General features: G+C 68.3%; 23 protein-coding genes, 1 tRNA gene and 1 pseudogene. 18 read left to right on the top strand and 7 right to left on the bottom strand.

What is annotated here, in order from left to right:
• Nucleotides 1-311: 311 nt before the first annotated feature.
• From ACLARN_RS28595 to ACLARN_RS28580, 4 genes are all read left to right on the top strand, one after another.
• Nucleotides 312-1,055, top strand: a complete 744-nt coding sequence (locus ACLARN_RS28595) for a GAF and ANTAR domain-containing protein (RefSeq protein WP_409494564.1) — start codon at nucleotides 312-314, stop codon at nucleotides 1,053-1,055.
• Nucleotides 1,056-1,071: 16 nt separating this feature from the next.
• Entirely contained in the window at nucleotides 1,072-1,821 is a 750-nt protein-coding gene (locus tag ACLARN_RS28590) for a GAF and ANTAR domain-containing protein (RefSeq protein WP_409494563.1), read from the top strand.
• A gap of 457 nt (nucleotides 1,822-2,278) precedes the next feature.
• Nucleotides 2,279-2,548 carry a hypothetical protein gene (locus tag ACLARN_RS28585; RefSeq protein WP_409494562.1) on the top strand — a complete coding sequence of 90 codons (270 nt, stop codon included), beginning with the start codon at nucleotides 2,279-2,281 and terminating at the stop codon, nucleotides 2,546-2,548.
• On the top strand, nucleotides 2,545-3,522 hold the full coding sequence (locus tag ACLARN_RS28580) for an anti-sigma factor RsbA family regulatory protein (protein ID WP_409494561.1): 978 nt from the start codon (nucleotides 2,545-2,547) through the stop codon (nucleotides 3,520-3,522). The genes ACLARN_RS28585 and ACLARN_RS28580 overlap by 4 nt, the downstream gene beginning before the upstream one ends.
• A gap of 24 nt (nucleotides 3,523-3,546) precedes the next feature.
• Here the strand turns inward: ACLARN_RS28580 and ACLARN_RS28575 are convergent.
• The 3 genes and pseudogenes from ACLARN_RS28575 to ACLARN_RS28565 all read right to left on the bottom strand — a co-directional run.
• Nucleotides 3,547-3,968 (bottom strand): annotated as a pseudogene (locus tag ACLARN_RS28575) (IS3 family transposase); the annotation flags it as partial.
• Nucleotides 3,969-4,227: 259 nt separating this feature from the next.
• Nucleotides 4,228-4,300: transfer RNA gene (locus ACLARN_RS28570), tRNA-Thr, on the bottom strand.
• A gap of 46 nt (nucleotides 4,301-4,346) precedes the next feature.
• On the bottom strand, nucleotides 4,347-5,918 hold the full coding sequence (locus ACLARN_RS28565) for an alkaline phosphatase D family protein (RefSeq protein ID WP_409494560.1): 1,572 nt from the start codon (nucleotides 5,916-5,918) through the stop codon (nucleotides 4,347-4,349).
• Nucleotides 5,919-6,067: 149 nt separating this feature from the next.
• Between ACLARN_RS28565 and ACLARN_RS28560 the strand changes: the two genes are divergently transcribed.
• From ACLARN_RS28560 to otsB, 3 genes are all read left to right on the top strand, one after another.
• On the top strand, nucleotides 6,068-7,633 hold the full coding sequence (locus tag ACLARN_RS28560) for a threonine/serine exporter ThrE family protein (protein WP_409494559.1): 1,566 nt from the start codon (nucleotides 6,068-6,070) through the stop codon (nucleotides 7,631-7,633).
• Between the two features lie 94 nt (nucleotides 7,634-7,727).
• On the top strand, nucleotides 7,728-9,167 hold the full coding sequence (locus tag ACLARN_RS28555) for a trehalose-6-phosphate synthase (RefSeq protein ID WP_409494634.1): 1,440 nt from the start codon (nucleotides 7,728-7,730) through the stop codon (nucleotides 9,165-9,167).
• A 44-nt stretch (nucleotides 9,168-9,211) separates the two neighbouring features.
• Entirely contained in the window at nucleotides 9,212-11,740 is a 2,529-nt protein-coding gene (otsB, locus tag ACLARN_RS28550; RefSeq protein ID WP_409494558.1) for a trehalose-phosphatase, read from the top strand.
• 177 nt (nucleotides 11,741-11,917) lie between these two features.
• Here the strand turns inward: otsB and ACLARN_RS28545 are convergent, their stop codons facing one another.
• Both ACLARN_RS28545 and ACLARN_RS28540 read right to left on the bottom strand, forming a co-directional pair.
• The gene (locus tag ACLARN_RS28545; RefSeq protein WP_409494557.1) at nucleotides 11,918-12,874 is read right to left on the bottom strand and encodes a glycoside hydrolase family 6 protein; all 957 of its coding nucleotides are present in this window, start codon (nucleotides 12,872-12,874) and stop codon (nucleotides 11,918-11,920) included.
• Between the two features lie 119 nt (nucleotides 12,875-12,993).
• On the bottom strand, nucleotides 12,994-13,659 hold the full coding sequence (locus tag ACLARN_RS28540) for a C39 family peptidase (protein ID WP_409494556.1): 666 nt from the start codon (nucleotides 13,657-13,659) through the stop codon (nucleotides 12,994-12,996).
• A 158-nt stretch (nucleotides 13,660-13,817) separates the two neighbouring features.
• Between ACLARN_RS28540 and ACLARN_RS28535 the strand changes: the two genes are divergently transcribed.
• Nucleotides 13,818-14,459 (top strand): RNA polymerase sigma factor, encoded by a 642-nt coding sequence (locus ACLARN_RS28535; RefSeq protein WP_409494555.1) that lies wholly within the window; start codon nucleotides 13,818-13,820, stop codon nucleotides 14,457-14,459.
• Between the two features lie 10 nt (nucleotides 14,460-14,469).
• Nucleotides 14,470-15,567 carry a CU044_5270 family protein gene (locus tag ACLARN_RS28530; protein WP_409494554.1) on the top strand — a complete coding sequence of 366 codons (1,098 nt, stop codon included), beginning with the start codon at nucleotides 14,470-14,472 and terminating at the stop codon, nucleotides 15,565-15,567.
• Here ACLARN_RS28530 and radA read toward each other — a convergent pair.
• Both radA and ACLARN_RS28520 read right to left on the bottom strand, forming a co-directional pair.
• Complete coding sequence (gene radA, locus ACLARN_RS28525) at nucleotides 15,564-16,922, bottom strand: DNA repair protein RadA (protein ID WP_409494553.1); 1,359 nt, start codon at nucleotides 16,920-16,922, stop codon at nucleotides 15,564-15,566. The genes ACLARN_RS28530 and radA overlap by 4 nt on opposite strands.
• Before the next feature lie 111 nt (nucleotides 16,923-17,033).
• Nucleotides 17,034-17,747: a hypothetical protein gene (locus tag ACLARN_RS28520; protein WP_409494552.1), complete on the bottom strand. Its 714-nt coding sequence runs from the start codon at nucleotides 17,745-17,747 to the stop codon at nucleotides 17,034-17,036.
• Between the two features lie 297 nt (nucleotides 17,748-18,044).
• Between ACLARN_RS28520 and ACLARN_RS28515 the strand changes: the two genes are divergently transcribed.
• The 9 genes from ACLARN_RS28515 to ACLARN_RS28475 all read left to right on the top strand — a co-directional run bounded on the left by ACLARN_RS28515 (nucleotide 18,045) and on the right by ACLARN_RS28475 (nucleotide 25,301).
• Nucleotides 18,045-18,536 (top strand): CarD family transcriptional regulator, encoded by a 492-nt coding sequence (locus tag ACLARN_RS28515; protein WP_005165253.1) that lies wholly within the window; start codon nucleotides 18,045-18,047, stop codon nucleotides 18,534-18,536.
• A 59-nt stretch (nucleotides 18,537-18,595) separates the two neighbouring features.
• Complete coding sequence (locus tag ACLARN_RS28510; RefSeq protein WP_409494551.1) at nucleotides 18,596-19,243, top strand: 2-C-methyl-D-erythritol 4-phosphate cytidylyltransferase; 648 nt, start codon at nucleotides 18,596-18,598, stop codon at nucleotides 19,241-19,243.
• Nucleotides 19,240-19,710 (top strand): 2-C-methyl-D-erythritol 2,4-cyclodiphosphate synthase, encoded by a 471-nt coding sequence (gene ispF, locus ACLARN_RS28505; protein WP_409494550.1) that lies wholly within the window; start codon nucleotides 19,240-19,242, stop codon nucleotides 19,708-19,710. Before ACLARN_RS28510 ends, ispF begins: the two co-directional genes overlap by 4 nt.
• A gap of 29 nt (nucleotides 19,711-19,739) precedes the next feature.
• The gene (locus ACLARN_RS28500; protein ID WP_409494549.1) at nucleotides 19,740-20,135 is read left to right on the top strand and encodes a PPOX class F420-dependent oxidoreductase; all 396 of its coding nucleotides are present in this window, start codon (nucleotides 19,740-19,742) and stop codon (nucleotides 20,133-20,135) included.
• Between the two features lie 13 nt (nucleotides 20,136-20,148).
• Nucleotides 20,149-20,544, top strand: coding sequence for a PPOX class F420-dependent oxidoreductase (locus ACLARN_RS28495; protein WP_409494548.1), 396 nt, complete (start codon nucleotides 20,149-20,151; stop codon nucleotides 20,542-20,544).
• A 105-nt stretch (nucleotides 20,545-20,649) separates the two neighbouring features.
• Nucleotides 20,650-21,336: an HAD family hydrolase gene (locus ACLARN_RS28490; RefSeq protein WP_409494547.1), complete on the top strand. Its 687-nt coding sequence runs from the start codon at nucleotides 20,650-20,652 to the stop codon at nucleotides 21,334-21,336.
• 46 nt (nucleotides 21,337-21,382) lie between these two features.
• Nucleotides 21,383-22,774, top strand: a complete 1,392-nt coding sequence (gene cysS / locus ACLARN_RS28485) for a cysteine--tRNA ligase (RefSeq protein ID WP_409494546.1) — start codon at nucleotides 21,383-21,385, stop codon at nucleotides 22,772-22,774.
• Between the two features lie 36 nt (nucleotides 22,775-22,810).
• A complete protein-coding gene (gene rlmB / locus ACLARN_RS28480; protein WP_409494545.1) occupies nucleotides 22,811-23,767 on the top strand; it encodes a 23S rRNA (guanosine(2251)-2'-O)-methyltransferase RlmB in 957 nt (318 codons plus the stop codon).
• A 100-nt stretch (nucleotides 23,768-23,867) separates the two neighbouring features.
• A complete protein-coding gene (locus ACLARN_RS28475) occupies nucleotides 23,868-25,301 on the top strand; it encodes an MBOAT family O-acyltransferase (RefSeq protein ID WP_409494544.1) in 1,434 nt (477 codons plus the stop codon).
• Nucleotides 25,302-25,307 lie beyond the last annotated feature (6 nt).

Here is a 25,307-nt window from a genome sequence, read left to right as displayed (position 1 = left end):
CGCGGGCGCTGCGCCGCCAGCTTGGCAGCACGGACGACGGCGACATCGGTGATACAGCGAATGAGACATCCGACTTGTTGCGGGTATGCGGTGGTGTGATCCTCACTCGTAGCAGCCACAACGGGCGGTCGTGCAGACTTCCGTGTCGCACGAGGCGAGCCAGCTGGCAGAAGTCCCGGCGCGACGTGGTGTGAGCATCAGTGCCGATATTCACCGCACACTCGGCGCGGGAGTCCGCCAAGGGGTTGGTTCTGTGTGCGGGCCATTACGCTGCGGGTATCCGCATGATGGTCGAGCGCTAGGGAGGACCGATGGTGGAGAACCGGCGTCAGCGGATGCAGGCGCTGCTGGCCGCCGACCGCGCCGCCCGTCCGGCCTCGGCGGTGAGCCTGGCGTGCGGTCGGTGCGTGGTGGAGTTGTCCGTCACCGGCGCCGGCGCGACGGTCCTTGCCGAGATGCCCACCGGAAATGGCGACGGCGACGGGCGCCCGAGCCGTGGTCTGGTGCATGCGACGAACCCGGTAAGCGCGGGGTTGGAGGATCTGCAGCTCACTGTCGGGGAGGGGCCGTGCCTGGATGCGTTCGCCAGCGGCGGGCCGGTGCTGGTCGCTGATCTGGCGACGGAGGTGGCCCGGTGGCCGGCGTTCACGCCCGCGGCGTGCAAGCTGGGTGCCGCGGCGGTGTTCTCCTTCCCCTTGCTGATCGGGGTGGCGCGGCTGGGATCGCTGGACCTCTATCGCGACACGATCGGGCCGCTGACGCGGGTCGAGCTGGCCGACGCGCTGATTTTGAGCGATCTGGCCACGCAAGGGGTGGTGGATGACCTGAACGGGCACAGCGTCGATGATGTGAGCTGGCTGGCGGATCCGCATGTGCAGATACATCAGGCCGTGGGGATGGTGCAGGTTCAGCTGGTAACGACCACGGAGGTGGCGCTGATGCGACTCCGTGGTTACGCCTTTACTCATGACATTCCACTGGCCGAGGTCGCCCAGCAGGTCGTAGACCGTTCCCTGCGCTTCACCGATACCGAGGACGGCATTCATGCGCAGTGAGGGAAGGGCCTACGAGATGAATATTTCTCGGGAGCAACACGTCGCGAACACGTTCGTGTCACTGGCTGACACGCTGGTCGCGGATTTCGATGTGCTCGATTTCCTCGGTGGTCTCACCGAGCGGGCCGTCGACCTGCTGAAGGTCGACGCCTCGGCGGTGATTCTGTCCGATCAGCGGGGTGGATGGCGGCCCACGGCTGGGTCGTCCGAGAAGGCCGAACTGGTCGAGGTGTTCGCCGCACAAACGAGGCAGGGCCCCTGCCTCGACTGCGTCCACAGCGGCAGGCCGGTGGCCACAGCGGACCTCTCCGCCGAAACCGAACGGTGGCCCCAATTCGCGCCCGTGGCGGTCAGCGCGGGCTTCCGCGCGGCGTGCGCCGTGCCGATGCGACTGCGCGAGGATGTCATCGGCGCCCTGACACTGCTGAGCAGCGAGCCGGGGGCCATCGATGACGCCAGCGTCGCCTTGGGGCAGTCGCTCGCCGACATCGCCACCATCGGGATCCTGCAGCAACGCTCGATCCGTCACGACGAGATCGTGTCCGAGCAGCTGCTAGCCGCCCTGCATCACCGCACGGTCGTCGAACAGGCCAAGGGTGTGCTCGCCGAAGCCGGCGGGCTGGACATGCACCAGGCATACCTCGTGTTGCGCGGCTACGCCCACGCGCACCGCCTGCGGTTGTCCGACGTCGCGCGAAACGTCGCGATGATGGCCCTCGACCCTCATGCCCTGCTCGCCCGCACGAGCGATGCCTCTCGGCCGTGACCCCGCGAAGGCAGAGGAGCGCAGCTCAGGTCGCAGAGCCCGGAATAGTCGCAGGAACAGCGCGTGACCAGGAGCGGCAGGAATCCCGCACATTCGTCGGCCTGAGCTCGGACACTGCGCCACGTGGACGTTCCCTGTGACAGACGCGGACGAGTATTCCGACGTCATGTTCCTTGGTGCAGAGCCGGCCTGTTCACTCCCCAGACGAGGACTTTCGATTCTCGAAGCGGGTGCGCCGACCTCGCCGACAGAATCGCGGATCTCCACGCGGCGGCGTAGCACGGCCATCGGGCCCACTTCCCAGGACGGCCCGATGGCCGCACACGACCGTAAGGGTCGCGCTCACGCCGGGAGGCAAGGACGTGGAACACGCTGCGATCTCCGGCGGCCGGGGTCACGACCTGCAGATCGAGGCCGGCTTACGGATAGTCGATTCGCCCGGATCGAAGGGATCCGGGTGATCGCGACGATCGACCCGGCGAACCGCGTACCGTGGGAGGCGACTTTGCCCATGCTGGTGACAGGTGGTGGTGGAACGGTGGATCTGTCCAGCCTGTCGTTCACCGACGTCTACCGGGTGAGTGCTCTCGTCGACGCGGCCCGCCGTGTCCGGCCGCCCCGGTCGCTGACGATCCGGCATCCACCGGCGACCGTGCGGAAGATCCCGTGCCTGCTCTGGCCGGACGAAGCAGTCCGGCTCATCGGTGACGACAGCCGGTCACCATGAATCCCGCCGACACTTCCGCAGACCCGTTCCACCATCCGGCGTTGTTCTACAAGGGCCCCGAGGAGTACCTGGCGGGCACCCTGCCGTTCATCCGGCAAGGTCTCGAGACCGCTGAACCGGTCGCGGTATCGGTACCCGGCCCCAATCTCGAACTGCTGCGCACCGCATTGGGCTCAGATGCCCGTCAAGTGCGGCTGCTGGACATGACCGAGGAAGGCCGCAACCCCGGCCGGATCATTCCCGGCGTCCTCCGGGCCTTCGCCGACGCCCACCCCGCCCGGCGGGTCCGCATCATCGGCGAACCGATCTGGGCCGGGCGTTCCGAGCTGGAATACCCGGCCTGTGCCCAACACGAGGCGTTGATCAATCTCGCGTTCGCCGGCCGCGAGGTCACCATCCTGTGCCCGTACGACACCACCCGCCTGGACGCCCGCGCCCTGGCCGACGCCGAAGCCACCCATCCGGTGCTGGTCGACACCACCGGCGCGCGCTTCAGCAGCGGATACGACCCCCAGCGCATCATCACCGGATACAACACTCCCCTGCCCGAACCGATCCTGGCCGACCCGGCTGCGTACACCGCCATCGACACCGTCACCGGCGACTCGGCGTCCCTGGCCCACGCCCGCGCCGTGACCCGCGAGCGGGCGCACCGGTCCGGTCTCTCCCCGGAACGCGCCGAAGACGTCGCGCTCGTGGTCGCCGAGTTGCTCGGGAACAGCGTCAACCACGGCGGCGGACAGGGACAGTTGCGGCTGTGGACCGAGCAAGACCAGCTGGTCTGCGAAGTCGGTGACACCGGTCACCTGACCGACCCTTTGGCCGGGCGACGCCCTGCCCCGGCCGGGCAGGTGCGTGGCCGGGGACTACTGCTGGTCAACCACCTCTCCGACCTCGTGCGCGTCCACACCGGCCCGCACGGCACCGCCATCCGGGCCTGCTTCAGGGTCTCGGACTCGGTCGGTGGCCGGTAGCCACAGGCCTCGGGTGGACGCCGGTCCGATAGTGGATTCCGCGAGTGCGTTGTCGTAGGCGTCGCCGACGGTGCCGATTGACGCGTCGATATCCACGTCAATGAGACGTTGAGTGAACCGGAACGACGTGTACTGACTACCCGCGTCGGAATGGTGAATAAGTTTGTCCTCCCCGCCGTTGTGCCGATAATCGCGCGGGAGAAGACGTCGATGGCGAAGGCGACGTAGGTGAAGTCGACTACCCACAGCCGGTTCGGTGCGCCCGCCGCGAATTGGCGGTTCACCAGGTCCGCGGCGCGCACACCGTCCTTGTCGGCGATCGTGGTACGAACGGTTTTGCCGCGCAGGGCGCCGGTCAGACCCAGTCGACGCATGAGTCATTCGACCCGGCCTCGTCCGACCTCGATGCCGTCCCGGCGCAGCTGACGCCAGACCTTCCGGGCGCCGTACACCCGATAATTCTCATCGAATACACGCCGGATCTCTCGCATCAATTCCTCATCGCGAACTTCGCGAACGACAGCTACACAGCGCCCCTTCGCGCCACGTCAAGGCTCCACCTGCGTTCATATCAGGGCTGGCTCGGCCCCGAATCGGCACGCCTGTGAAAACGGAGACGAAACGGAGCCCACTGGCGCCGAGGAAAATATGAATAAGACTCACAAAACGTGACATAACGGCAGGTCGAGGACAATGTCGATCTTGAGCCGCCAAGGGGGCTCGAACCCCTGACCTTCTGTTTACAAGACAGATGCTCTACCAGCTGAGCTATAGCGGCCTCGCCCGGAGTCGCCCCCAGGCAGGCCCAGTATATCGGCGCCCGTTCAGCCGTTCGCAGGGCGCACCCACGGTTCCCCGGCCACGGTCCGGAAGGCGTGCGCGAACGTCACGGCGGTCGCCGGGTCGCGGCGGTCGGCGACGTAGTACCAGTTCATCCGGACGGCGTCCGGGGTCACTTCGAGGACGCCGGGGCCGTGCGAGTCGAGTTCCACGAAGCGCACGTGCGGGTTCAGCGCGCGGATGGCGGCCTCGACCTTGAGCGAGCCGGTCCGCGGCGGGACGCCGAGTTGTTCGTCGATGTTGTCGGAGGTGACCGACGGGCAGACGAACTCGACCGCGACGCTCGTCCCGTCCCGTGGCACGTCGTTCGCCCACGACGAGTGGACGTCGCCGGTCAGGAACACCGTGTTGCCCCGCCCCTGCGCGGCGATGGTGTCCAGCACCCGGCGCCGGTCCGCGGTGTAGCCGTCCCACTGGTCGGTGTTCACGGTGGTCGGCTGACCGTCGAGCAGATCGGCCAGCGCGAGCTTTTCACGCGTCGGCAACGCGGGCACCTTGATCGGTGTGACCATCACCGAGTTGCCGACGACATTCCACGACGCCGTGCCCCGCGCGAGGCCGTCGAGAAACCACTGCCGCTGGTCGGCACCGAGGATCGTGCCCGCCGGATCCTCCACGGGGCCGGGCTGCCGGGTTCGGTACGACCGTAGGTCCAGCATGGTGAGGTCGGCCAGTTTCCCGAACTTCAGCCGCCGGTACAGCCGGTCGCCGCGATGCCGCACCGGCATCCATTCGAAGTACGCCTGGTGCGCCGCCCGCATCCGGTCTGGCCAACTGCCCTCGGTCGCCGGATCGTGTGACGGCGATCCACCGGACCAAGCGTTGTCGGCCGCCTCGTGGTCGTCCCAGGTCGCGATGACCGGATGACGGGCGTGCAGCCGCCGGAGGTGCTCGTCGGTCTTGTACATCGCGTGGCGCCGCCGGTAGTCCGACAGGGTGATCAACTCGTGGGACGGCGCCGAAGGCCGGAGATCACCAGCGGGATTCGGGTTACCTTCGTAGAGGTAGTCACCCAGGTGAATGAAGGCGTCGAGATCGTCGCGACCGGCCAGATAGCCGTAGGGGGCGAAGTGACCGACAGCCCAGTTGGCACACGACACCACGCCGAACCGCAGCCGAGCGACGTCCTCCTCGTGCGCGGGCGCGGTGCGTGTCCGGCCGGTCTGCGAGACCTTGCCGCCCGACGTGAACCGGTAGTAGTACGCGGTCGACGCGCACAGCCCGCCCGCCGTCACCTTCACCGTGTGGTCGCGTTCGGGCCCGGTCCGGAGGTGACCACGAGCGACGACGTCCGTGAATCCGGCGTCGGCGGCCACCTCCCACCGGACGTCCACCGGCGCCCCTTTTCCGGATCCCGGAACGGCCTCGGCGGACGGCGTGACCCGGGTCCAGAGGAGCACCGAATCGGGCATCGGGTCACCCGAGGCGACCCCGTGTGCGAAAACCGGGGCTTCCGCCCCGCTAGATTCCCCCGAAAGGGTGAATGTCGCTGCGGTTCCGGCTGCGGTGACACCGGCCGCACGAAGGACGGAACGCCTGCTCACAGAGGACGCCATGGCATGCAGTGTGCCGCAAACCGGCGAAGCCGCGATGATCTTCCTCAGACGTGGCGGACGCCACTTCGGGATACCTGCAACGGTCAGGGCATCGGTCCCGATGGTCCTCGGGAAAGTCCCTCGAACGAGAGTGAGGAGGTGGATCGATCATGAAGATCAACGAGCACACCAAGGGAGCCCGAAGCGGCGAACGCGGTGTCGAAAAGAACCAGGACGAAACACCCGAACGTGGCGAATGGCTGCTGGAAGCCCCCCGCCAGCGTGACGGTGAGCGATCGATCCACCAGGCTCGCTCGCACCGGCCGAACCTGCTGCGCCGTCGCGCCTGGCAGATCCTCGAAGCCCCGACGGCGGAGCAGCCCGCCGTCGAGAGCGACGAGGCGATGGGCCCGAAGCCGCCCGACGACTCGACGGTCAACTTCGTCCTGGACCTCGTCCTGCGCATCGGCGAGGTCCAGATGTCGAGCGGCGCCGGCGCCTCCGACGTCACGGCGACGATCGTCGCGCTGACCTCCGCGCTCGGCCTCCCGCACTGCGAGGTCGACGTGATCTTCACGTCGATCACGGTCACCTGCCACCGCGGCACCGACATGGCGCCCGTGACGGCGCTGCGGGTGGTCCGCTCGCGCAGCCTCGACTACACGCGGCTCACCCAGACGGAGACCCTGGTCCGCCGGATCGCCCGCGGCAACATCGGCGCCGAAGAGGCCCAGCAGGAACTCCAGCGGATCACGACCGCGCCGCACCCGTACCCCCGTTGGGTGGCCACGGCCGCCTGGGGCGGGCTGGCCGCGTTCATCACCCTGATCCTCGGCGGCAGCATCGACGTCGCGCTGGTCGCGCTCGTGATCAGCGCGGTCATCGACCGGCTGGGCCGCTTCCTGAACCGCTTCGCGCTGCCGTTCTTCTTCCAGCAGGTGATCGGCGGGCTGGTGGCGACCCTGTCCGCGATGGCGATAGTCAGCAGTGATCTGCTCACCACGAACAAACCCACGCTGGTCGTCGCGGCGGCCGTCACCGTGCTGCTGTCCGGTCTCTCCACGGTTTCCGCCGTGCAGGACGCCATCACCGGCTATTACGTCACGGCCGCGGGGCGCACGATGGAAACCGCGTTGATGAGTGCCGGGCTGATCGCCGGTGTGGTGCTCGCGCTGAAGATCGCGCTGCTGCTCGAAATGCCGCTCACGCCACTGCCCGAGGTCGTCTCCTCGACGCCGCAAGATCTTCCGATCATCATCGTCGGCAGCATCGGCGCCTCCGCCTGCTTCGCGCTCGCCTCGTATTCGACCCTGCGCGCGATGCTCGTCGCGGGAGCGGCGGGCGCGATCGGCGGCGCGGTGTACGGCGCGCTGATGCTGACCGACTTCGAAGCCGTCAGCTCGTCCGCGATGGCCGCCACGCTGGTGGGTTTCTGCGGTGGCGTGCTCGCCAGGCGGCTCAAGGTGACGCCGCTCGTGGTGGCTGTGTCCGGCATCACTCCGCTGCTTCCCGGTCTCTCCACCTATCGTGGTCTATACCAATTGGGCGTCGAACAGGGCGCCAACATCTCCACGCTGATGACCGCGGTCGCGATCGGGCTTGCCCTGGCAGCGGGTGTGGTCCTCGGCGAATACCTCGCGCAGCCGGTGCGCACGGGGCTCGGCAGGCTCGAACGCAAGTTCGCCGGGCCGAGGATGGCGGGCCCGATGGAACCCGCCGAACGACGCTTGGAGTGATCGCGCGACGACCGGCTGTCGCGCGGGCCCGCGATAGGGTTTCCCCTCAGGGCAGCGACCCGCGATTTTCAGGGAGCGGCTGGTGGACGAAGTGATGGCTGAGACGGGCAGAACGGCTTCCGCGGACTTCGTCGTGGTGGCGAACCGCCTTCCGGTGGACCTCGAACGGACCGCCGACGGGAGCAGGCGCTGGACGGCGAGCCCCGGCGGGCTGGTGTCGGCGCTCGAACCGTTCCTGCGGTCCCGCAAGGGCGCCTGGGTCGGCTGGCCGGGTGTGCCCGACGTCGAGGTCGAGGAGTTCGACGACGACGGTCTGGTCCTGCACCCGGTCTCCCTGACCTCGGACGACGTCCGCGACTACTACGAGGGCTTCTCGAACGCGACACTCTGGCCGCTGTACCACGATGTGGTGGCCAGGCCGGTGTTCGACCGGAGCTGGTGGGAGTCCTACGTCCGGGTGAACCGGCGCTTCGCCGAGGCGAGCGCGAAGGTCGCCGCCGAGGGCGCGACCGTGTGGATCCAGGACTACCAGCTGCAACTGGTACCGGCGATGCTCCGCGAACTGCGCCCCGACCTCCGGATCGGGTTCTTCCTGCACATCCCGTTTCCCCCGGTCGAGTTGTTCATGCAGATGCCGTGGCGGACCGAGATCGTCCGCGGCCTGGTGGGGGCCGACCTCGTCGGTTTCCACCGGCCGGGTGGCGCGCAGAACTTCCTGTGGCTGGCGCGGCAGCTGGCCGGTCTCGAATCCAGCCGCGGCGCGGTCGGCATCCGCACCCGCCCCGGCCTGATGCAGGTCGGCGACCGTACGGTGCGGGTCGGCGCGTTCCCGATCTCCATCGACGCCATCGGCCTCGACAAGCTCTCCAAGACCAAGGGCGTCGCCGAACGCGCCGCCCAGCTGCGGCGTGATCTCGGCAACCCGAAGAAGGTTCTACTCGGCGTCGACAGGCTCGACTACACCAAGGGCATCGACCTGCGGCTGCAGGCGCTGCACGAGCTGCTGCACGAAGGCCGCGTCCGCCCGGAGGACGTCACGTTCGTCCAGCTGGCCACGCCGAGCCGGGAGCGCGTCGAGCACTACCAGCGGATGCGCGGCGACATCGAGCAGATGGTCGGGCGAATCAACGGTGAATTCGCCCGCGTGGGCCGCCCGGTCGTACATTATCTGCATCAGTCCGTGAACCGGACCGAACTGGCCGCGTTCTTCTCGGCGGCCGACGTCATGGTCGTCACCCCCCTGCGTGACGGGATGAACCTCGTCTGCAAGGAGTACGTCGCCTGCCGCCACGACCTCGGCGGCGCGCTCGTACTGTCCGAATTCGCCGGCGCCGCGGCGGAGCTGACCAGCGCGCTCCTGGTCAACCCCCATGACCTGGACGGGGTGAAGAACGCGTTGGAGACTGCCATTACGCTCGACCCCGCAGAGGGACGCCGACGTATGCGCGCCATGCGACGACAGGTCCTCACGCATGACGTCGACCGCTGGGCGCGCTCGTTCCTCCAAGCGCTCGGCTCCGAACCGGCCGACTGACTGACTGTGTCCCCATACCCCGCTTAGTTCCCGAGGAGAAATCGTTGACCGCCGAGGCACTGCCCGCCGAGTTGCGGCGCGCGATTGTCCAGGTCGCGCGGACCCCGCGACTGCTGGTCGCCTGCGACTACGACGGCACGCTGGCCCCGATCACGGCCAACCCGGACGAAGCCCGGCCGCTGCCCGAATCGGTGGGTGCGCTCAGGTCGCTCGCCGGCCTGCACGAGACGACCACCGCCGTCATCTCCGGCCGCGCGTTGCGCGATCTCGCCACCCTGTCCCGTCTCCCGGCCGAGGTGAACCTGGTCGGCAGTCACGGGTCCGAGTTCGACATCGGCTTCATCCACGCGCTCGACGACAAGGCCCGCGAACTGCACAGACGGCTCGAATCCGAGTTGGAGAACCTGGTGCTCGACGTGCCGGGAGTCTCGCTCGAGGTCAAGCCCGCGAGCATCGCGGTGCACGTCCGCCGCGCCGAACACAAGGCGGGCCGCCTCGTCCTCCGCGATGTCCACAATGGACCTTCGCAGTGGGAGGGCGTGTCCACCACCGACGGCAAGGAGGTCGTCGAGCTCGCGGTCGTCCAGACGGACAAGGGCCGCGCGCTGGACACCCTGCGCCACCAGGTCGGCGCGACGGCGGCGATCTTCCTCGGCGACGACGTCACCGACGAAAAGGCGTTCGCGCGGATCTCCGGCCCGGACATCGGCGTGAAGGTCGGCGAGGGCGAAAGCCTCGCGCAGTACCGGGTTCCGGACACCGTCGACGTCGCGATGGTGCTCGCCTTCCTGCTCGAAGAGCGCCGCAACTGGCTCTACGGCGAGCAGGCGCCGCCGATCGAGCGGCTTTCCATGCTGGCCAACGAACGTTCGGTCGCGCTCGTCACGCCGGACGCCCGGCTGACCTGGCTGTGCCACCCCGGCCCCGACGCGCCCGCGGTGTTCGCGGATCTGCTCGGCGGCCCCGGCGCCGGGCACTTCTCGATCAAACCGCACCGCAACGGCCTGCCGCTCGGGCAGCGCTACCTGCCGAACACGATGACGGTCGAGACCCGCTGGTCCCGGCTGCTCGTCACCGACTACATCGAACCGGAGAGCCCCGCGCACCGCACGGACCTCGTCCGGGTGATCTCGGGTGAGACGGCGGCGGAGATCGTGTTCGCGCCGCGGCCCGAATTCGGTGGTGTGCCGGTGAAACTGGCCGCGCAGGACGACGGGATCCTGGTGCAGGGCACCTCGGAGCCGTTCGCGCTGCGCTCGCCGGGCGTGGAGTGGGTGATCACCAGCGACGGGATGAACGACACCGCGACAGCCTTGGTGACGCCCACCCCCGAGAGCCCGGTGGTGCTCGAACTCCGTTGTGGCACCTCGGATCTCGCCGCCCACGAACTGTCCGAAGTGGAGCGACGGTCCCGCGCTGGCGACTACTGGAGCACCTGGGCGCAGACGCTCAAGCTGCCCAGCGTCCAGACCGACCTCGTCGGCCGCTCGGCGCTGACACTGCGCGGACTGGTCAACACCGACACCGGTGGCGTGCTCGCGGCGGCGACGTCGTCGCTGCCGGAGGAGATCGGTGGCGTCCGCAACTGGGACTACCGGTACTGCTGGATCCGCGACGCGGCCATGACCGTGCGCGAACTGGTCCACCTCGGCTCGACCGAGGAAGCCGAAGGCTACCTTCGCTGGCTGCACGGCGTACTGTCCACTTTGGCCGGTCCGGAACGGCTGCATCCGTTGTACACCTTGGCGGGCAGCGTGATCGGTGCCGAGGCGGTCATCGAGTCGCTGCCCGGATACGCCGGTTCGCGGCCGGTCCGCGTCGGCAACCTGGCGAACCACCAGGTGCAGCTGGACGTCTTCGGCCCGGTCGTCGAACTCGTGCAGACGCTGGCGGAAGCGCGCGGCGAACTGCGCGACGAGGACTGGCAGATGGTGCGCGCGATGGCCGAGGCCGTCACGCGGCGCTGGAACGAGCCGGACCACGGCATCTGGGAGGAGCGGCACGTGCCGCGCCACCGGGTGTACTCGCGGGTGATGTGCTGGGTGACCATCGACAGGGCGATCAAACTGGGCGAGGTCTACGGCCGTGAGGTGCCGGGCGCGTGGCCTTCGCTGCGCGACGAGATCGCCGCGGACGTACTGGACAAGGGCTGGAACGAAGAGGTCCAGGCCTTCACCACCGCCTACGACGGCACCGATCTCGACGCCGCGTCGCTGTTCGTCGGGCTGACCGGGCTGATCGATCCGGCCGACCCGCGGTTCCAGTCGACGGTGACCGCGATTGAGGCGGAGCTGCGCAGTGGGTCCACTGTGTACCGTTACCGCCGCGACGACGGTCTTCCCGGCGGCGAAGGTGGTTTCCACATCTGCGCGGCTTGGCTCATCGAGGCGTACCTGCTCACCGGGCGCCGCACCGAGGCCGAGGAACTGTTCACACAGATCGTCGACGCCGCGGGCCCGACCGGGTTGCTGCCCGAGCAGTTCGACCCGATCGCGGAGCGCTCGCTGGGCAACCACCCGCAGGCGTACTCGCACATCGGGCTGATCCGCTGCGCGAACCTGCTCTCCCGCTAGAACACGCGTGAAGGCCCCCTTCCCTCGGCTGAGCCGAGGGAAGGGGGCCTTCACGCGTGTTGGGAAAGGGCTACTTGGAGGCGTCGCGCCGGCTGCTGTCCAAGGGGGCGTGGCCTTCGCCTTCTCGGGAGAACGAAAGTCACAGACGAACAGCCGGCGCGACGGGCTTCGGGTGGGTCAGGTACCGCTGATCAGGCGCAGGGCCAGATCGGGGCTGAACTGACCGGCTTCGACGTTCGGCGCGATCCCGCACTTGCCGTCGGAGTCACCGGGCACCTTGACCCAGAGCAGCATCTCGGCGCCGCCGCCGGTCTGCGAGGGCGTCCCGAGCTTGCGCCCGGCCGGGTTGCACCACTCGGCTCCCTTGGGGCCGTTGCCGTTGCGGCTCGTGTCGATCACGAAAGGCTTGGTGTAGCCGTACTTGCTCGACAGCGCGGCGCTGACGGCCTTGCCGTAGTTCGCCGAGTCGGTGGTGGTCTTGTAGTTCGACACGTTGATCGCGAGACCGCGGATCGACTTCACGCCGACGGCGTTGAGCCGGTCGGCCATGGTCGCGGCGGGGATCCAGGTCGAGTTGCCGCCGTCCATGTAGGCCCAGGTGTTCGGGGCCTTGGTGGCGAACTGCTGACCGGCGAACTTGAGCAGGTCGAGGCGGGTCTGGCGTTCGCCGGCGGGAAGGCAGTCGAGCTGCGCGAGCGCGTCCGGCTCGATGATGACGACCGCGGGCTTGCCGCCGATGCCGTCGGCGAAGTTCGAGATCCAGGTGCGGTACGCCTCCGGGCTGCCCGCGCCGCCACCGGAGTGGCCGCCGCAGTCGCGGCCAGGGATGTTGTAGGCGACCAGGATCGGCAGCTTGTCGGCGACGTCGGCGGCGTAGGTGTAGCCGTCGACGGCCTTCTTGACGTCACCGCTCCAGTTGCCGAACCAGCGCGCGCCCGCCTTGGTGGAGATGGCGGCCTTGATCTTGTCGGCGGTGCTGCCTGGGTGGTCCTTCACCCAGACGGCGGGGTTGGAGTTCGGGTCCGTGTAGAAACCGTTGGTCTTCTCAAGGGGGTTGCCGTCGGCGGCCTGAGCCGGCGCGGCGATAAGGGCCAGCATTGAGGCGGCCAGCAGACCGAGCGTCTTGATGCGCATGTCGATCACCTTCGAGCACCCGCGTACAAGATTCGTACAACTCACCGCAAGTCGTCCTCTGGTTGCGGTAGTTGGTAGCGCGAACTACCGCAACCAGAGGACGAAACGCGGGAGGAGGGTCAGGCCGAGTAGCCCTTCGGCGGGATCAGGGTGGCGAGCTGGTTGAAGGTGAGCCAGTAGATCTGGTTGCCGCCGAAGTTGGCCGGGTCGGCGATCTTCACCGTCATGTTGCCGCTGTTGTAGCCGATGATCGTGAAGTAGTGGTAGATCGTGTAGTTCGGGTAGCCCGGCGGGTGGTTGTTCGCCGGGGCCACGATGTTCGCGACGATCGCGTAGCCCTTGTCGACGTCGAGGACGATGTCGCGCCACAGGAGGTCGCGCTGCGCCTGGGTCGGCGGGTCGTTCGGCATCTCCTTGGTCTCGTACCAGCCGCCCCCGACGTGGGCGTTGAGGACGCGGGTGACCTGGCCGATCCAGTCGGTGCCGTTGGTGCTGGTCGGGAGCTCGTTCGCGAGCTGCTGCTGACTCGGCGGGTTGCCGTTCTTGGCCGAGATGGCGATCCGGGTGGCGGCCGGGCCACACCAGTAGCCGGTCTCCTGGATCTGGTACTGGATGTTGAGCTCCGCGGCCGCCTTGACGCCCTCGACCTTGGCGGGCGGCGCCATCGACTTCACGAAGTCGGGAGCGGGTACGACGTACTCGTCTTGAGCGACGGCCACCGCCGGCGCGGTGATCAGTGCGGACACCGCGAGCGCGGCCACGACCGCGGTCCTGAGTCGACGCATGGTAATCCTTCCCCAGCTTCACGTTTCAATGGTGAATAGTGAACAGAATTGCCCGTTCGACCACGTTTGTCTCGATCTCCACCTGCGTCTTCCCTGATCGGCCCACGACGAAAGTAGGGTCGGATGAACGCCCGGGAGGCCATCGGGCAAGAGTGAGCGTGCAGGTGACGAAAAACGATCACGAGCAGGCGGGCTCGCGGGGGCAGGACCGGCCGGATCTCGGTGGCCCCGACCCCGCGCCCGTCTTCGGCGCGCTCTTCGACGCCCACGCGGCCCCGTTGCAGCGCTACCTCGCGCGCCGCGTCGGCACCGAGACCGCGCACGACCTCGTCGCCGAGACGTTCCTCGTGGCGCTCCGGCGGCGGGAGACGTACCGCCCGGAGGCCGGGACCGCGCGGGCGTGGCTCTACGGCATCGCGACCAACCTGCTCCGGCACCACGTCCGCACCGAAACCCGCGCACTCAACGCGACCGCCCGGCTCGCGGCCGCCAACCCGATGGTCTCGGCCGGGCACGACGGCCGCGTCGCCGAGCGGGTCGACGCGCAGTCCCGCGCGGCCCAGCTGGCCGGAGCACTGGCCGAACTGAGCGTGGCGGACCGCGACACCCTGCTGCTGGTCTCCTGGGCCGGTCTGGATCCCGGCGAGGTCGCCGAGGCGCTGGGCATTCCCGCCGGCACCGTCAGATCCCGGCTGCATCGGATCCGAAGATGGTTGCGCGCCAACGCGTCGGAGACCAACTCGAAGTCCACAAAGGACGAATCAAGTCGCGAAGGAGAGGGTGAAAGTGCCGGGCGGTAGCATCAGGAAGGTGTGGTCCGACGCCGAACTCGACCAGGCGCTGGCCGACCTCCATTCCGGGCCGGAAGTCCGGCAGGACGAACTGTCCCGCGCCAAGGCGGCGCTGCTGCGCGCCGCCGGCGAGGTCGAGGACGAAGCCCTCCCCAAGGCCGCGCCCCCGGCACGGAAACGGCCGGGCTCGTGGCGGTGGATCGCGGCCGCGGCCGCCGCGGCGCTGGTGTCCGGCGGGGCCATCGTGGCGACGAACGTCTTCGTCGGCGAAGACGGCCAGGACCCCGCGGCCCACTCGACCGTCGTCCCGGACATGGGCCCCCTGAAAGACCTGCGCGGCTCCGATCTCCCCCTGACCGGTCAGCAGTACTGGCTCTCCACCGAGTCGACCTGGAAGACGCGGATCGGCAAGAAGAGCGGGGTGATCTACCAGACGCACGAGACCACCGAGCGGTGGCTGCCGTCGGACTGGGCCTTCAAGCATATGACGCGGGTCACCAGGACCGGTGAGATCCGCTGGCTCAAGGGCGACTACGAGACGGCGAGGGTGAATGGCGAGGCGATCCCCGGCGCGACGGTCACCTCCGGCTGGGAAGGCTCGGGGCAGATGCCGACGGGTGGACCGGCTGCCGGTCCGACCACGACGAGTTCACCGCCGAACGCGCCCGTCTCGACCGAGCGGGACGAACCACCGCGAAGCAACTGGTTACTTCCGAGCAAGGAATTCCTCGAAGGGCTGCCCACCGACCCGGCGAAGCTGCTCGAACGGCTGCGCAAGGACGGCAAGGTGAACACGGCACCCGAGATGTACGACATGGCCCTCAGCGTCATGCGTTCGTCGCACGGCTACAGCGACCTGCGGGTGGCACTGTGCAAGGCGCTCGCGAAGGCGCCGGGTATCACGCTCGAGACGAACGCGACCACTCCCGACAAGCGTCCGGCCATCTCGTTCACCGCCCGGGAGACCGACCAGGTCAGGACGTTCGTCGTGGACCTGGCGACGGCGCACCTCGCGGGCTACAGCGCCGAACGGACCCGGTCCGACCCCGGCTTTCCCGGGTTGTCGATCCACGACACGACGGTGACGACGCAGATCACCGACCGGGCGGGTCCCTAGCGGGCGTGTTTGGCTGCGTTGAGCGCGCTCGCGACGTCCGCGACCTCCAGCACCCGGATACCCGGCGGGATCTTGCCGGAGTCCGGCGGCACCAGCGCGTAGGTGAAGCCGAGCCGTGCGGCCTCCGCGAGCCGCCGCCCGATGCCCGGCACCCGCCGGACCTCGCCCGAAAGGCCGACCTCGCCCATCGCGACGAGCTTGGGCGAGAGCGGGGTGTCCCTCGCCGACGACATCAGCGCCAGCACCACCGCGAGGTCGATACCGGGCTCGGTGATCTTCATGCCGCCGACCGTCGCCACGTAGACGTCCTTGTCGCCGACCTTGATGTTCGCCCGCTTCTCGACCACGGCCAGCACCATCGCGACGCGCGCCGAATCGAGCCCGCTCACCGCACGCCGGGGCTGCGGCGACTGGGTCGCCGAGACCAGCGCCTGCACCTCGCCCAGCAGCGGGCGTTTGCCCTCCATGGTCACCGTGACCGCGGTGCCCGCGACCGGCTCGGCGGTGTGGCTCAGGAACAGGCCCGAGGGGTCGGGGACGCCGACGATGCCCTCCTCGACCAGTTCGAAGCAGCCGATCTCGTCCGCGGCGCCGAAGCGGTTCTTGATGCCGCGCAGCATCCGCAGCGTCGAATGCTTGTCACCCTCGAATTGCAGGACGACGTCGACCAGGTGCTCCAGCACGCGTGGCCCGGCGACCGAGCCGTCCTTCGTGACGTGGCCGACCAGCACGATCGGCAGCCCGCGTTCCTTGGCCAGCGCGACCAGCCCGGAAGTGACCGCGCGGACCTGGGTGACCCCTCCCGGCGAGCCCTCCACCTGAGGTGAGGCCATGGTCTGGATCGAGTCGACGATCAGCACCCCCGGCTTGACCGCGTCGACGTGGCCGAGGATCGCGGCCAGATCGCTTTCGGCCGCGAGGAACATCTCGTCGTGGACGTTGCCGGTGCGCTCGGCGCGCAGGCGCACCTGCCCGGCCGATTCCTCGCCGGTGACGTACAGCGCGCGGCCGGCGGTGGCCGCCCACTGGTAGGTGACCTCCAGCAGGAGGGTCGACTTGCCTACGCCGGGCTCACCGGCGAGCAGGATGACCGCGCCCGGCACGAACCCGCCGCCGAGGACACGGTCCAGTTCGGAGACGCCGGTGGGCTTCGCACGCGCCGTCTCGACGTCGACCTCGCCGATCGGCCGCGCCGGGGCACTGGGCGCGCCGGCGGCGACCCTGGCTATCGCGGGGCGGGCGTCGCCGCGTTCCTCGAGCGTTCCCCATGCCTGACATTCGGGGCAGCGCCCGACCCACTTCGGCGCCTCGTACCCGCATTCACCGCAGCGGTAGGTGCTGCCTTTCTTGACCACCCCGCGAGGCTAGCGGCCACCACCGACAATCCCCGGCAACGACGCAGATACATGAAGGCCCCCTTCCTGTACCTAGGCGCAAGGAAGGGGGCCTTCATGTACTTCTGAGGTTTAGTGGCCGCCGCCCTTGGCTTCCTTCTCCGGAGCGGGCGCCCGGCTGCCCGGGTGCGACGGCGCCGCGACCGGCAGGTCCAGCGTGATCGAACCGGAGTTCTTGAAGACGAAGGTGACCTTGATCGTCTGGCCCGCCCACACCGGCTGCTTCAAGCCCTGCAACACGACGGTGGCCTTGCCCACCTCGGCGGGCTGCTCCGGACCGGCGGACGGCGTGACCGTCCCGGCGACGCTTGACGACGGGGCGCCGGACTGGCTGCTCGACGGGGCACCCGAAGACGACGGGGCTCCGGACGAGGACGGCGCGGAGGAGGCGCTCGTCGGAGCGACCTCCTTGGTCGACTCGACCGCGTCGGAGGGACCGATCACGAGCGCGTGGGTCGCGACGATGGCCTTGGCCCCGGTGATCTTGGCGTCGCCCGTGGCGGCTTCGGAGGAGACCGAGACGAGCTCGTCGTCCTGCTTGCCCTGGTTCACGATGGTCAGCGTCAGCGGCACGGCGGCACCGGCCGGGTACGCCTGGCCCTCTTCCGGGAACTGGAGCGCGGCGTTCCGCAGCACCAGGTCCTTCGCCTGCGCGTACGTCCCGTTGACCGCGGGCTGCTGCGAGTCGGTCTGGGTGATCTGACCAGCACTGCAGCCGGCCAGCACGAGCGCGGCGCCGAGCGCCAGCACACCTGCGCCCAACACGCGACGATTCTGCAGCCTCACGTCGGAGTCCTTCCATCTCACGGCCTCTTCACCGCGAAGACTAGCCGGGCGGCTTCGCGGCCGAAGAACCCGGTGCGTGTTGACACGCCACCAATGCGGTGACGTGCCCAAGATCAACCGTCCACAAAGGAATTGGAAAACGTTCGCTTCTCACCTGCATGAGCATGGGCGAATTGAGTTTGTCAACCCCCGGGCGGACCACCGTCAGGCCGCTGACCTGCGACGACGATCGCGGGCCGCTAGGTGGGCCTCGTCGGCACGTGCTAAGATGAATTCAGCGAAAGGGGCAGAGGACACATGGTTTTCAAGGTCGGAGAGACCGTCGTCTACCCGCACCACGGTGCCGCACTCATCGAAGCCATCGAGACCCGCGTGATCAAGGGCGAGGAGAAGAAGTACCTCGTCCTCAAAGTCGCGCAAGGGGATCTTACGGTTCGCGTGCCCGCTGACAACGCCGAGATCGTCGGTGTTCGTGATGTCGTCGGGCAAGAAGGACTGGACAAGGTTTTCGACGTTCTGCGTGCTCCGCACACCGAAGAGCCCACTAACTGGTCTCGTCGGTACAAGGCCAACCTCGAGAAGCTCGCCTCCGGCGATGTGAACAAGGTGGCCGAAGTGGTGCGCGACCTCTGGCGACGAGAGAAGGACCGCGGACTTTCAGCCGGCGAGAAGCGCATGCTGGCGAAGGCGCGGCAAATTCTGGTCAGCGAGCTGGCGCTCGCGGAGGGAACCGACGAGGACAAGGCTGAAGTCCTCCTCGACGAAGTTCTGGAAACCGCGGCAGTCTGAACCGGCGAGTGTCCCACGCCAGGTGAGGCTGCGCGGGATACCTCTACGATCGTGCGCATATGAGCACCGTCCCCATGAGCACGATCGTGTTCGTCACTGCCGTTCCACACCATGCCTCCGACGCGGAGCTCGCTCTCGCGCCGGTCAATGGTGAAGCTCTACTCACGCACACTGTGCGGGGGCTGCTCGCTCTGCCGGATCTCGATCTGGTGGTCGTGGCGGCCCCCGAGCGGTGTGCGCTGTCGTTTTCGGCCGCTCTGCGCGACTTCCCGGAGCGTTGCCGGATAGTACCCGGCTCTTCGCTCAAAGATGTTTTCGACACCGTCGAAGAAGAGATCACCGGAAATCCCGTCTTCCTCGTGCACGACGCTTTGCGTGCCTTCACTCCCGCGGACACGATCCGTACCGTCGCGGACGCGGTCCGTGCGGGATCGCCTTTCGTGGTTCCCGTACTCCCGATGGCGGACACGGTGAAAGTGACCGACGCGGCGAAGGTCATCACGGGCACCGAAGACCGCGCAGACCTGCGTACGGCGCAAACCCCGCTCGGCTTCACTCGTGAGACTTTTCTCTCGTATGTCGATAAACGGTCCCTCGACGGCGCGCACACCGTTGCCGGGCACCCCGATGCGATGCGGGTCACGAATTCGTTCGAACTGAAACTGGCCGAGGCGATCGCGGTGGCCGGGAAAGAGGAAACCCTGTGAGGATCGGGAACGGCGTCGACGTCCACCCCATCGAGGAGGGCCGCGAATGCTGGATCGCCGGTCTCCTCTGGCCCGGCGTCGACGGCTGCGCGGGGCATTCCGACGGCGATGTCGCGGCGCACGCGTTGTGCGACGCCCTGCTGTCCGCGGCCGGGCTCGGTGATCTCGGGGCGGTGTTCGGCACCGGGGATCCTCGGTGGGCGGGCAAGCACGGCGTCGAGTTCCTCGCCGAGGCGCGGCGGCTGGTCGAGGCGGGCGGCTGGACCGTCGGGAACGCGACCGTGCAGATCGTGGGCAACGCGCCGCGAGTCGGGAAGCGCCGCGAAGAGGCGCAGAAGGTGCTGAGCGAGGCTGTCGGCGGGCCGGTGAGCGTCTCCGGGACGACGACCGACGGGCTCGGCCTGACCGGACGCGGCGAAGGCATCGCGGCGTTCGCGACGGCGTTGCTCCTGCCCTCGCAGGAATAGGACGCGCCGGGGACCGGTTCTCCCCTGTCATGGCAGTCACACTTCCCGAACCGGTCCGAGAACTGGTGGACGGCAAGAACTTCGCGACCGTGGCCACGCTGGACGCCGACGGCGGCCCGCAGACCTCGGTCATCTGGGTGGGCCTCGACGACGGCGATCTGATCTTCAGTGCCACCGAAGACAGGCTGAAGGTGCGAAACCTCCGCCGCGACCCGCGCGCGAGCGTGTCGATCACCGACGCGGAGAACCCGTACCGGCACACGCAACTGCGCGGCACGGTCACGATCACTCCGGACCCCGAGAAGACCTTGCCGAAGCGGCTGAGCCACAAGTACCTCGGCCAGGACCCGCCGCCGGAAGGCCCGGAAGCCGAGCGGGTGATCGTCCGGCTGCGGGTGGACAGGATCGCCGGGAACGTTCGCTGATTAGGCTCTCGTCATGGGTGTGACCTTCAACGATGAGACCAAGAAACTCCTCGACGGCAACAACTTCCCCGTCCTCGCCACCATCAACGCCGACGGCTCCGCGCAGACGTCCGTGCTGTGGGCGAAGCGGGACGGCGACACGGTGATCTTCGCGACCGTCCGCGGCCGTCTCAAGGAGCGGAACATGGCCAGGGACCCGCGGGTGTCCGTGTCGGTGTTCGATCAGGAGAATCCGTACAACTACGTCGAGATCCGCGGGACCGTGGAGATGACCGACGAGGGCGGGCGCGAGCTGATCAACGAGCTCTCGCACAAGTACCTCGACAAGGACTATCCGGCCGAGCCGGCGGAGGTCGTCCGCGTACTGGTCCGGATCACGCCCACCAAGATCACCGGCAACGCCGCCTGACGTGTTATGAACGGACCGTTCATAACAAAATCTGTTATGAACGGTCCGTTCATCTCACACGCGGGGAGAGGCCAAAGCCCCACGATCGTGGCTAATGTGGGGTTCGTGACCTATCGCGCTGTGTTGTTCGACTTCTCCGGCACGGTCTTCCGGCTCGAGCAGGACGAGACCTGGCTCGCCGACCTCACCGATCACGAGGGGGAGAACCTCGACCTCGAGGCCCAGACCGAACTGATGCGCCGGATGACCGCGCCCGTCGGCCAGGTCGTCGACCTCGACGAGGAGCACCTGTACGCCTGGCACAACCGCGACCGCGACCCGGTGCTGCACCGCAAGGTGTACCTCGAGGTCCTCAAGCAGTCCGGGGTCCCGCACGCCGATCAGGCCGTCGCGCTCTACACCCGGCTGATCGATCCCACCCAGTGGACGCCGTACCCGGACACCGAGGCCGTCCTCAAGGGCGTCGCCGGCAAGGGCGTCAAGGTCGGGGTGCTGAGCAACATCGCCTTCGACATCCGGCCAGCCTTCAGCCGTCGCGGCTGGGACGCCTTCGTCGACGAGTTCATCCTGTCCTTCGAGGTCGGAGCGGTGAAGCCGGAGCCGGAGATCTTCCGGACGGCCATCGAGCGGCTCGGCGTCGACCCGGCGGAGACGCTCATGGTCGGCGACAGCGAGGAGGCCGACGGTGCCGCACGCGCGGTCGGCTGCGCGTTCGCGCTGGTAGAGCCGCTGCCGACGACCGAGCGGCCCGACGCCCTGCTCGGTGCCCTGCGGACCCATAACGTGCTGTAATACGGTCACTGCGACGCCGCTCACGCGGACCCCGTACCCTTTTAGGGTGGCACTACACCTCTATGACACCGCGACCCGAAGCGTGCGGGAATTCCACCCCGCCCGTAGCGGAACGGCGTCCATGTACGTGTGTGGTGCCACCGTGCAGGGCATCCCCCATATCGGCCACATCCGCGGCGCGCTGAACTACGACGTCCTGCGCCGCTGGCTCGTCCACAGTGGACTCGACGTGCTGATGGTCCGCAACGTCACCGACATCGACGACAAGATCCTCACCAAGGCCGCCGAAGCCGGTCGTCCCTGGTGGGAGTGGGCGGCCACACACGAGCGCGCCTTCGAATCGGCGTACGAGTCGCTGGGCTGCCTGCCCGCTTCGATCTCCCCACGGGCGACAGGGCACGTCACGCAGATGGTCGAGTTGATGCAGCGGCTGATCGACGGAGGGCACGCGTACGCCTCGGGCGGCGACGTGTACTTCTCGGTCAAGGCGTTCGACGGCTATGGCGACCTGTCCGGGCAGAAGCTCGACGAGGTCCAGCAGGGCGAGACCCTCGCCGAGGGCAAACGCGACCCGCGCGACTTCACCCTGTGGAAGAGCGCGAAGCCGGGTGAGCCGTCGTGGCCGACGCCGTGGGGTGAAGGCCGCCCCGGCTGGCACCTCGAGTGCTCGGCGATGGCGACGACTTACTTCGGCCCCGAGTTCGACATCCACGGCGGCGGCATCGACCTGGTCTTCCCGCACCACGAGAACGAACGCGCCCAGTCCAACGCGGCGGGCGACCCGTTCGCGCGGTTCTGGCTGCACAACGCCTGGGTGACCATGGCGGGCGAGAAGATGGCCAAATCGCTGGGCAACACGGTGTCGATCCCGGCGATGCTCAAGAACTACCGGGCCCCCGAACTGCGGTACTACCTGGTCCAGCCGCACTACCGGTCGACGGTCGAGTACTCCGACGGAGCCGTCGCCGAAGCCGCTCAGGGCTACCGGCGGATCGAGCAGTTCCTCCGGCGTACCGCGGGCATCGCCGGTGATGTCCACCTCGGCGAGGTCCCGAAGGACTTCGCCGCCGCGCTCGACGACGACCTGGCCACCCCCCAGGCGTTCGCAGTGCTGCACAACACGGTCCGCGACGGTAACGCGGCCCTCGACGCAGCCGACAATTCCAAGGCACTCGAATTCGCCGCCTCCGTGCGCGCGATGACCGACGTGCTCGGCCTCGACCCGCTCTCCGCGCGCTGGTCCGAGGCGGGCGGCAACGAAACGCCCACCCGGCAGGCACTGTCCGATCTCGTGGAAGGGCTGCTCACCGAACGGCAGCAGGCCCGCGCCGAGAAGGACTTCGCCCGTGCGGACGCCGCGCGTGACCGCCTCCAGCAGGCGGGCATCGTGGTGGAAGACACCCCGAACGGTCCACAGTGGACCGTCAAGGACGTCTGACACTTACTCGCTTTTCTAGCTCAAGGATTCTCACTGATGGCAGGCAACTCCCGGCGCCAGGGCGCTATTCGCAAGCCCGGCACGAAGAAGGGTCAGGTCGTCGGTTCGGGCGGCCAGCGCCGGAAGGGCCTGGAAGGCAAGGGCCCGACCCCCAAGGCCGAGGACCGGCCCGGGCACAAGGCGTACCGCATGTCGAACGCGCGTGACCGCAAGGAACAGGCGCGCCAGAAGAAGGCCGACAAGCCGGAACTGATCGCCGGCCGCAACCCGGTGGTCGAGGCGTTGCGCGCCGACGTGCCGGCCACCGCGCTGTACGTCGCGATCAACATCGAGATCGACGACCGCGTCAACGAGGCCGTCCGGCTCGCCGGCGACAAGGGCATCTCGATTCTGGAGATCCCGCGCGAGGAACTCGACCGCAAGACCAACCGGGCCATGCACCAGGGCCTCGGCCTGCAGGTCCCGCCGTTCGAGTACGCGCACCCCGGCGATCTGATGGCCGCGGCGAAGGACTCGGGCAACACGCCGCTGTTCGTCGCGCTCGACGGCGTCACCGACCCGCGCAACCTCGGCGCCGTGATCCGTTCGGCCGCCGCGTTCGGCGCGCACGGTGTCCTGCTGCCGGAACGGCGCAGCGCGGGGATGACCGCGGTCGCGTGGCGGACCTCCGCCGGCACCGCCGCCAAGCTGCCGATCGCCGTCGCGACCAACCTCACCCGCCAGCTGAAGGCGTGGAAGGAAGACGGCCTGATGGTCGTCGGCCTCGACGCGGACGGCTCGGTGGACATCGACGAACTGAACCTCGCGGCGGACCCGCTGGTCATCGTGCTCGGCTCGGAAGGCCGCGGGCTCTCCCGGCTGGTCAAGGAGACCTGCGACGCGACCGTGTCGATCCCGATGGCGGCCGGTGTCGAGTCGCTCAACGCGTCGGTCGCGGCCGGGGTGCTGCTGGCCGAGGTGGCGCGCCGTCGTCGTCTCAAGGGACGTGTCTGACCCCGCACTTCGTCACACGTAGTTCATCGACATCGGGCGGGGGCCTCAGGCTAAGGTCACCAGCGGATAACGCGTAACCGCTCTGGGGGACCCCGCACCGATGTCGTTCATTTCGCCGCTGTTCCTGTGGTACTTCATGCCGGCGGTACTGCTCGCCGTGCTGGTGTGCCCGCGCAGCTGGCGGAACGGCATCGTCGCCGCGGGCAGCCTGATCTTCTACGCCACCGGCGCCGGGCCGTACACGCTGGTGCTGATCGGCTGCATGGTGGTCAACTTCCTGGCCGGGCCCGCGCTGGAGCCGAACGCGTGGGACCTGCAAAACAAGCGGCGCAAGCGGCTGCTGCTCGGGGTCATCGGCCTCAACGTCGGCATGCTGCTGATCTGGAAGTACGCGGGTTTCGCGACCCAGCAGATCGCGGCCGTGACACACTGGTTCGGCGGCGGCTTCCCGGTGGCCGACCTGGTCATCCCGATCGGCATCTCGTTCTACACGTTCCACCACATCTCGTACGTGGTGGACATCTACCGCGGTGAACGCCGCGCGCTACGCAATCCGGTGTCGTTCGCCGCGTACATCGCGATGTTCCCGCAGCTGGTGGCCGGGCCGATCGTGCGCTACCGCGAGATCGCCGACCAGCTGCCGCAGCAGCGCTCGCACCGCCTCGACGACATCGCCGCCGGTTTCCCGCGCTTCGCGCTCGGACTGTGCAAGAAGACGATCATCGCGGACTCGCTCAGCCCGATGGTGGACGCGTGCTTCAACACTCCACCTGACCAGATGACCTTCGCGATCGCCTGGCTCGGCGCGATCGGCTACACCCTTCAGCTGTTCTTCGACTTCTCCGGATACTCCGACATGGCGATCGGGCTCGGCCGCATGCTCGGCTTCCGGCTCCCGGAGAACTTCGCGCGACCGTACTCGTCGGTGACCATCACCGAGTTCTGGCGACGCTGGCACATGTCGCTGTCACGCTGGTTCCGCGACTACGTCTACATCCCGCTGGGCGGCAACCGCACCGGCGCCGGGCACACGTACCGGAACCTGTGCATCGTGTTCGTGCTGACCGGGTTCTGGCACGGCGCGCAGTGGACGTTCCTGATCTGGGGCATCTATCACGGCGCGCTGCTGATCGTGGAACGCGCTTTCGGCTACGACGTCACCCCGAAGACCCAGGCCGCCCGCATCGGCCGCCGTGCGCTGACCCTCGTGCTCGTGGTCTTCGGCTGGGTGTTCTTCCGCGCCAAGGACCTGCCGCACGCGCTCGGCATGATCGGGCACATGGTGCTGCCGGACTTCACCGGCCTCACCGACGTCGTCGAGAGCGCGGTGACCAACCAGCGGCTCATCATCCTGCTGTGCGCGCTGGCGATCATCTTCCTGCCCGCGCATCCGGTGACCGGGCCGCTGCTGGAGTCCTCACGGAGCCGCCCGGCGACGGCGCTGCGGATCGGCGTGATGACCGTGGGGCTGGTGTACGCGGCCATCCTGATCGCCACGGGGACGTTCAGCCCGTTCCTGTACTACCAATTCTGATGGAGC

The organism is Amycolatopsis sp. cmx-11-12 (genome assembly GCF_046269425.1).
Taxonomy (GTDB): domain Bacteria; phylum Actinomycetota; class Actinomycetes; order Mycobacteriales; family Pseudonocardiaceae; genus Amycolatopsis.
Note: the sequence above shows the minus strand (reverse complement) of the source record. Positions and strands in the feature narration are given on the sequence as shown.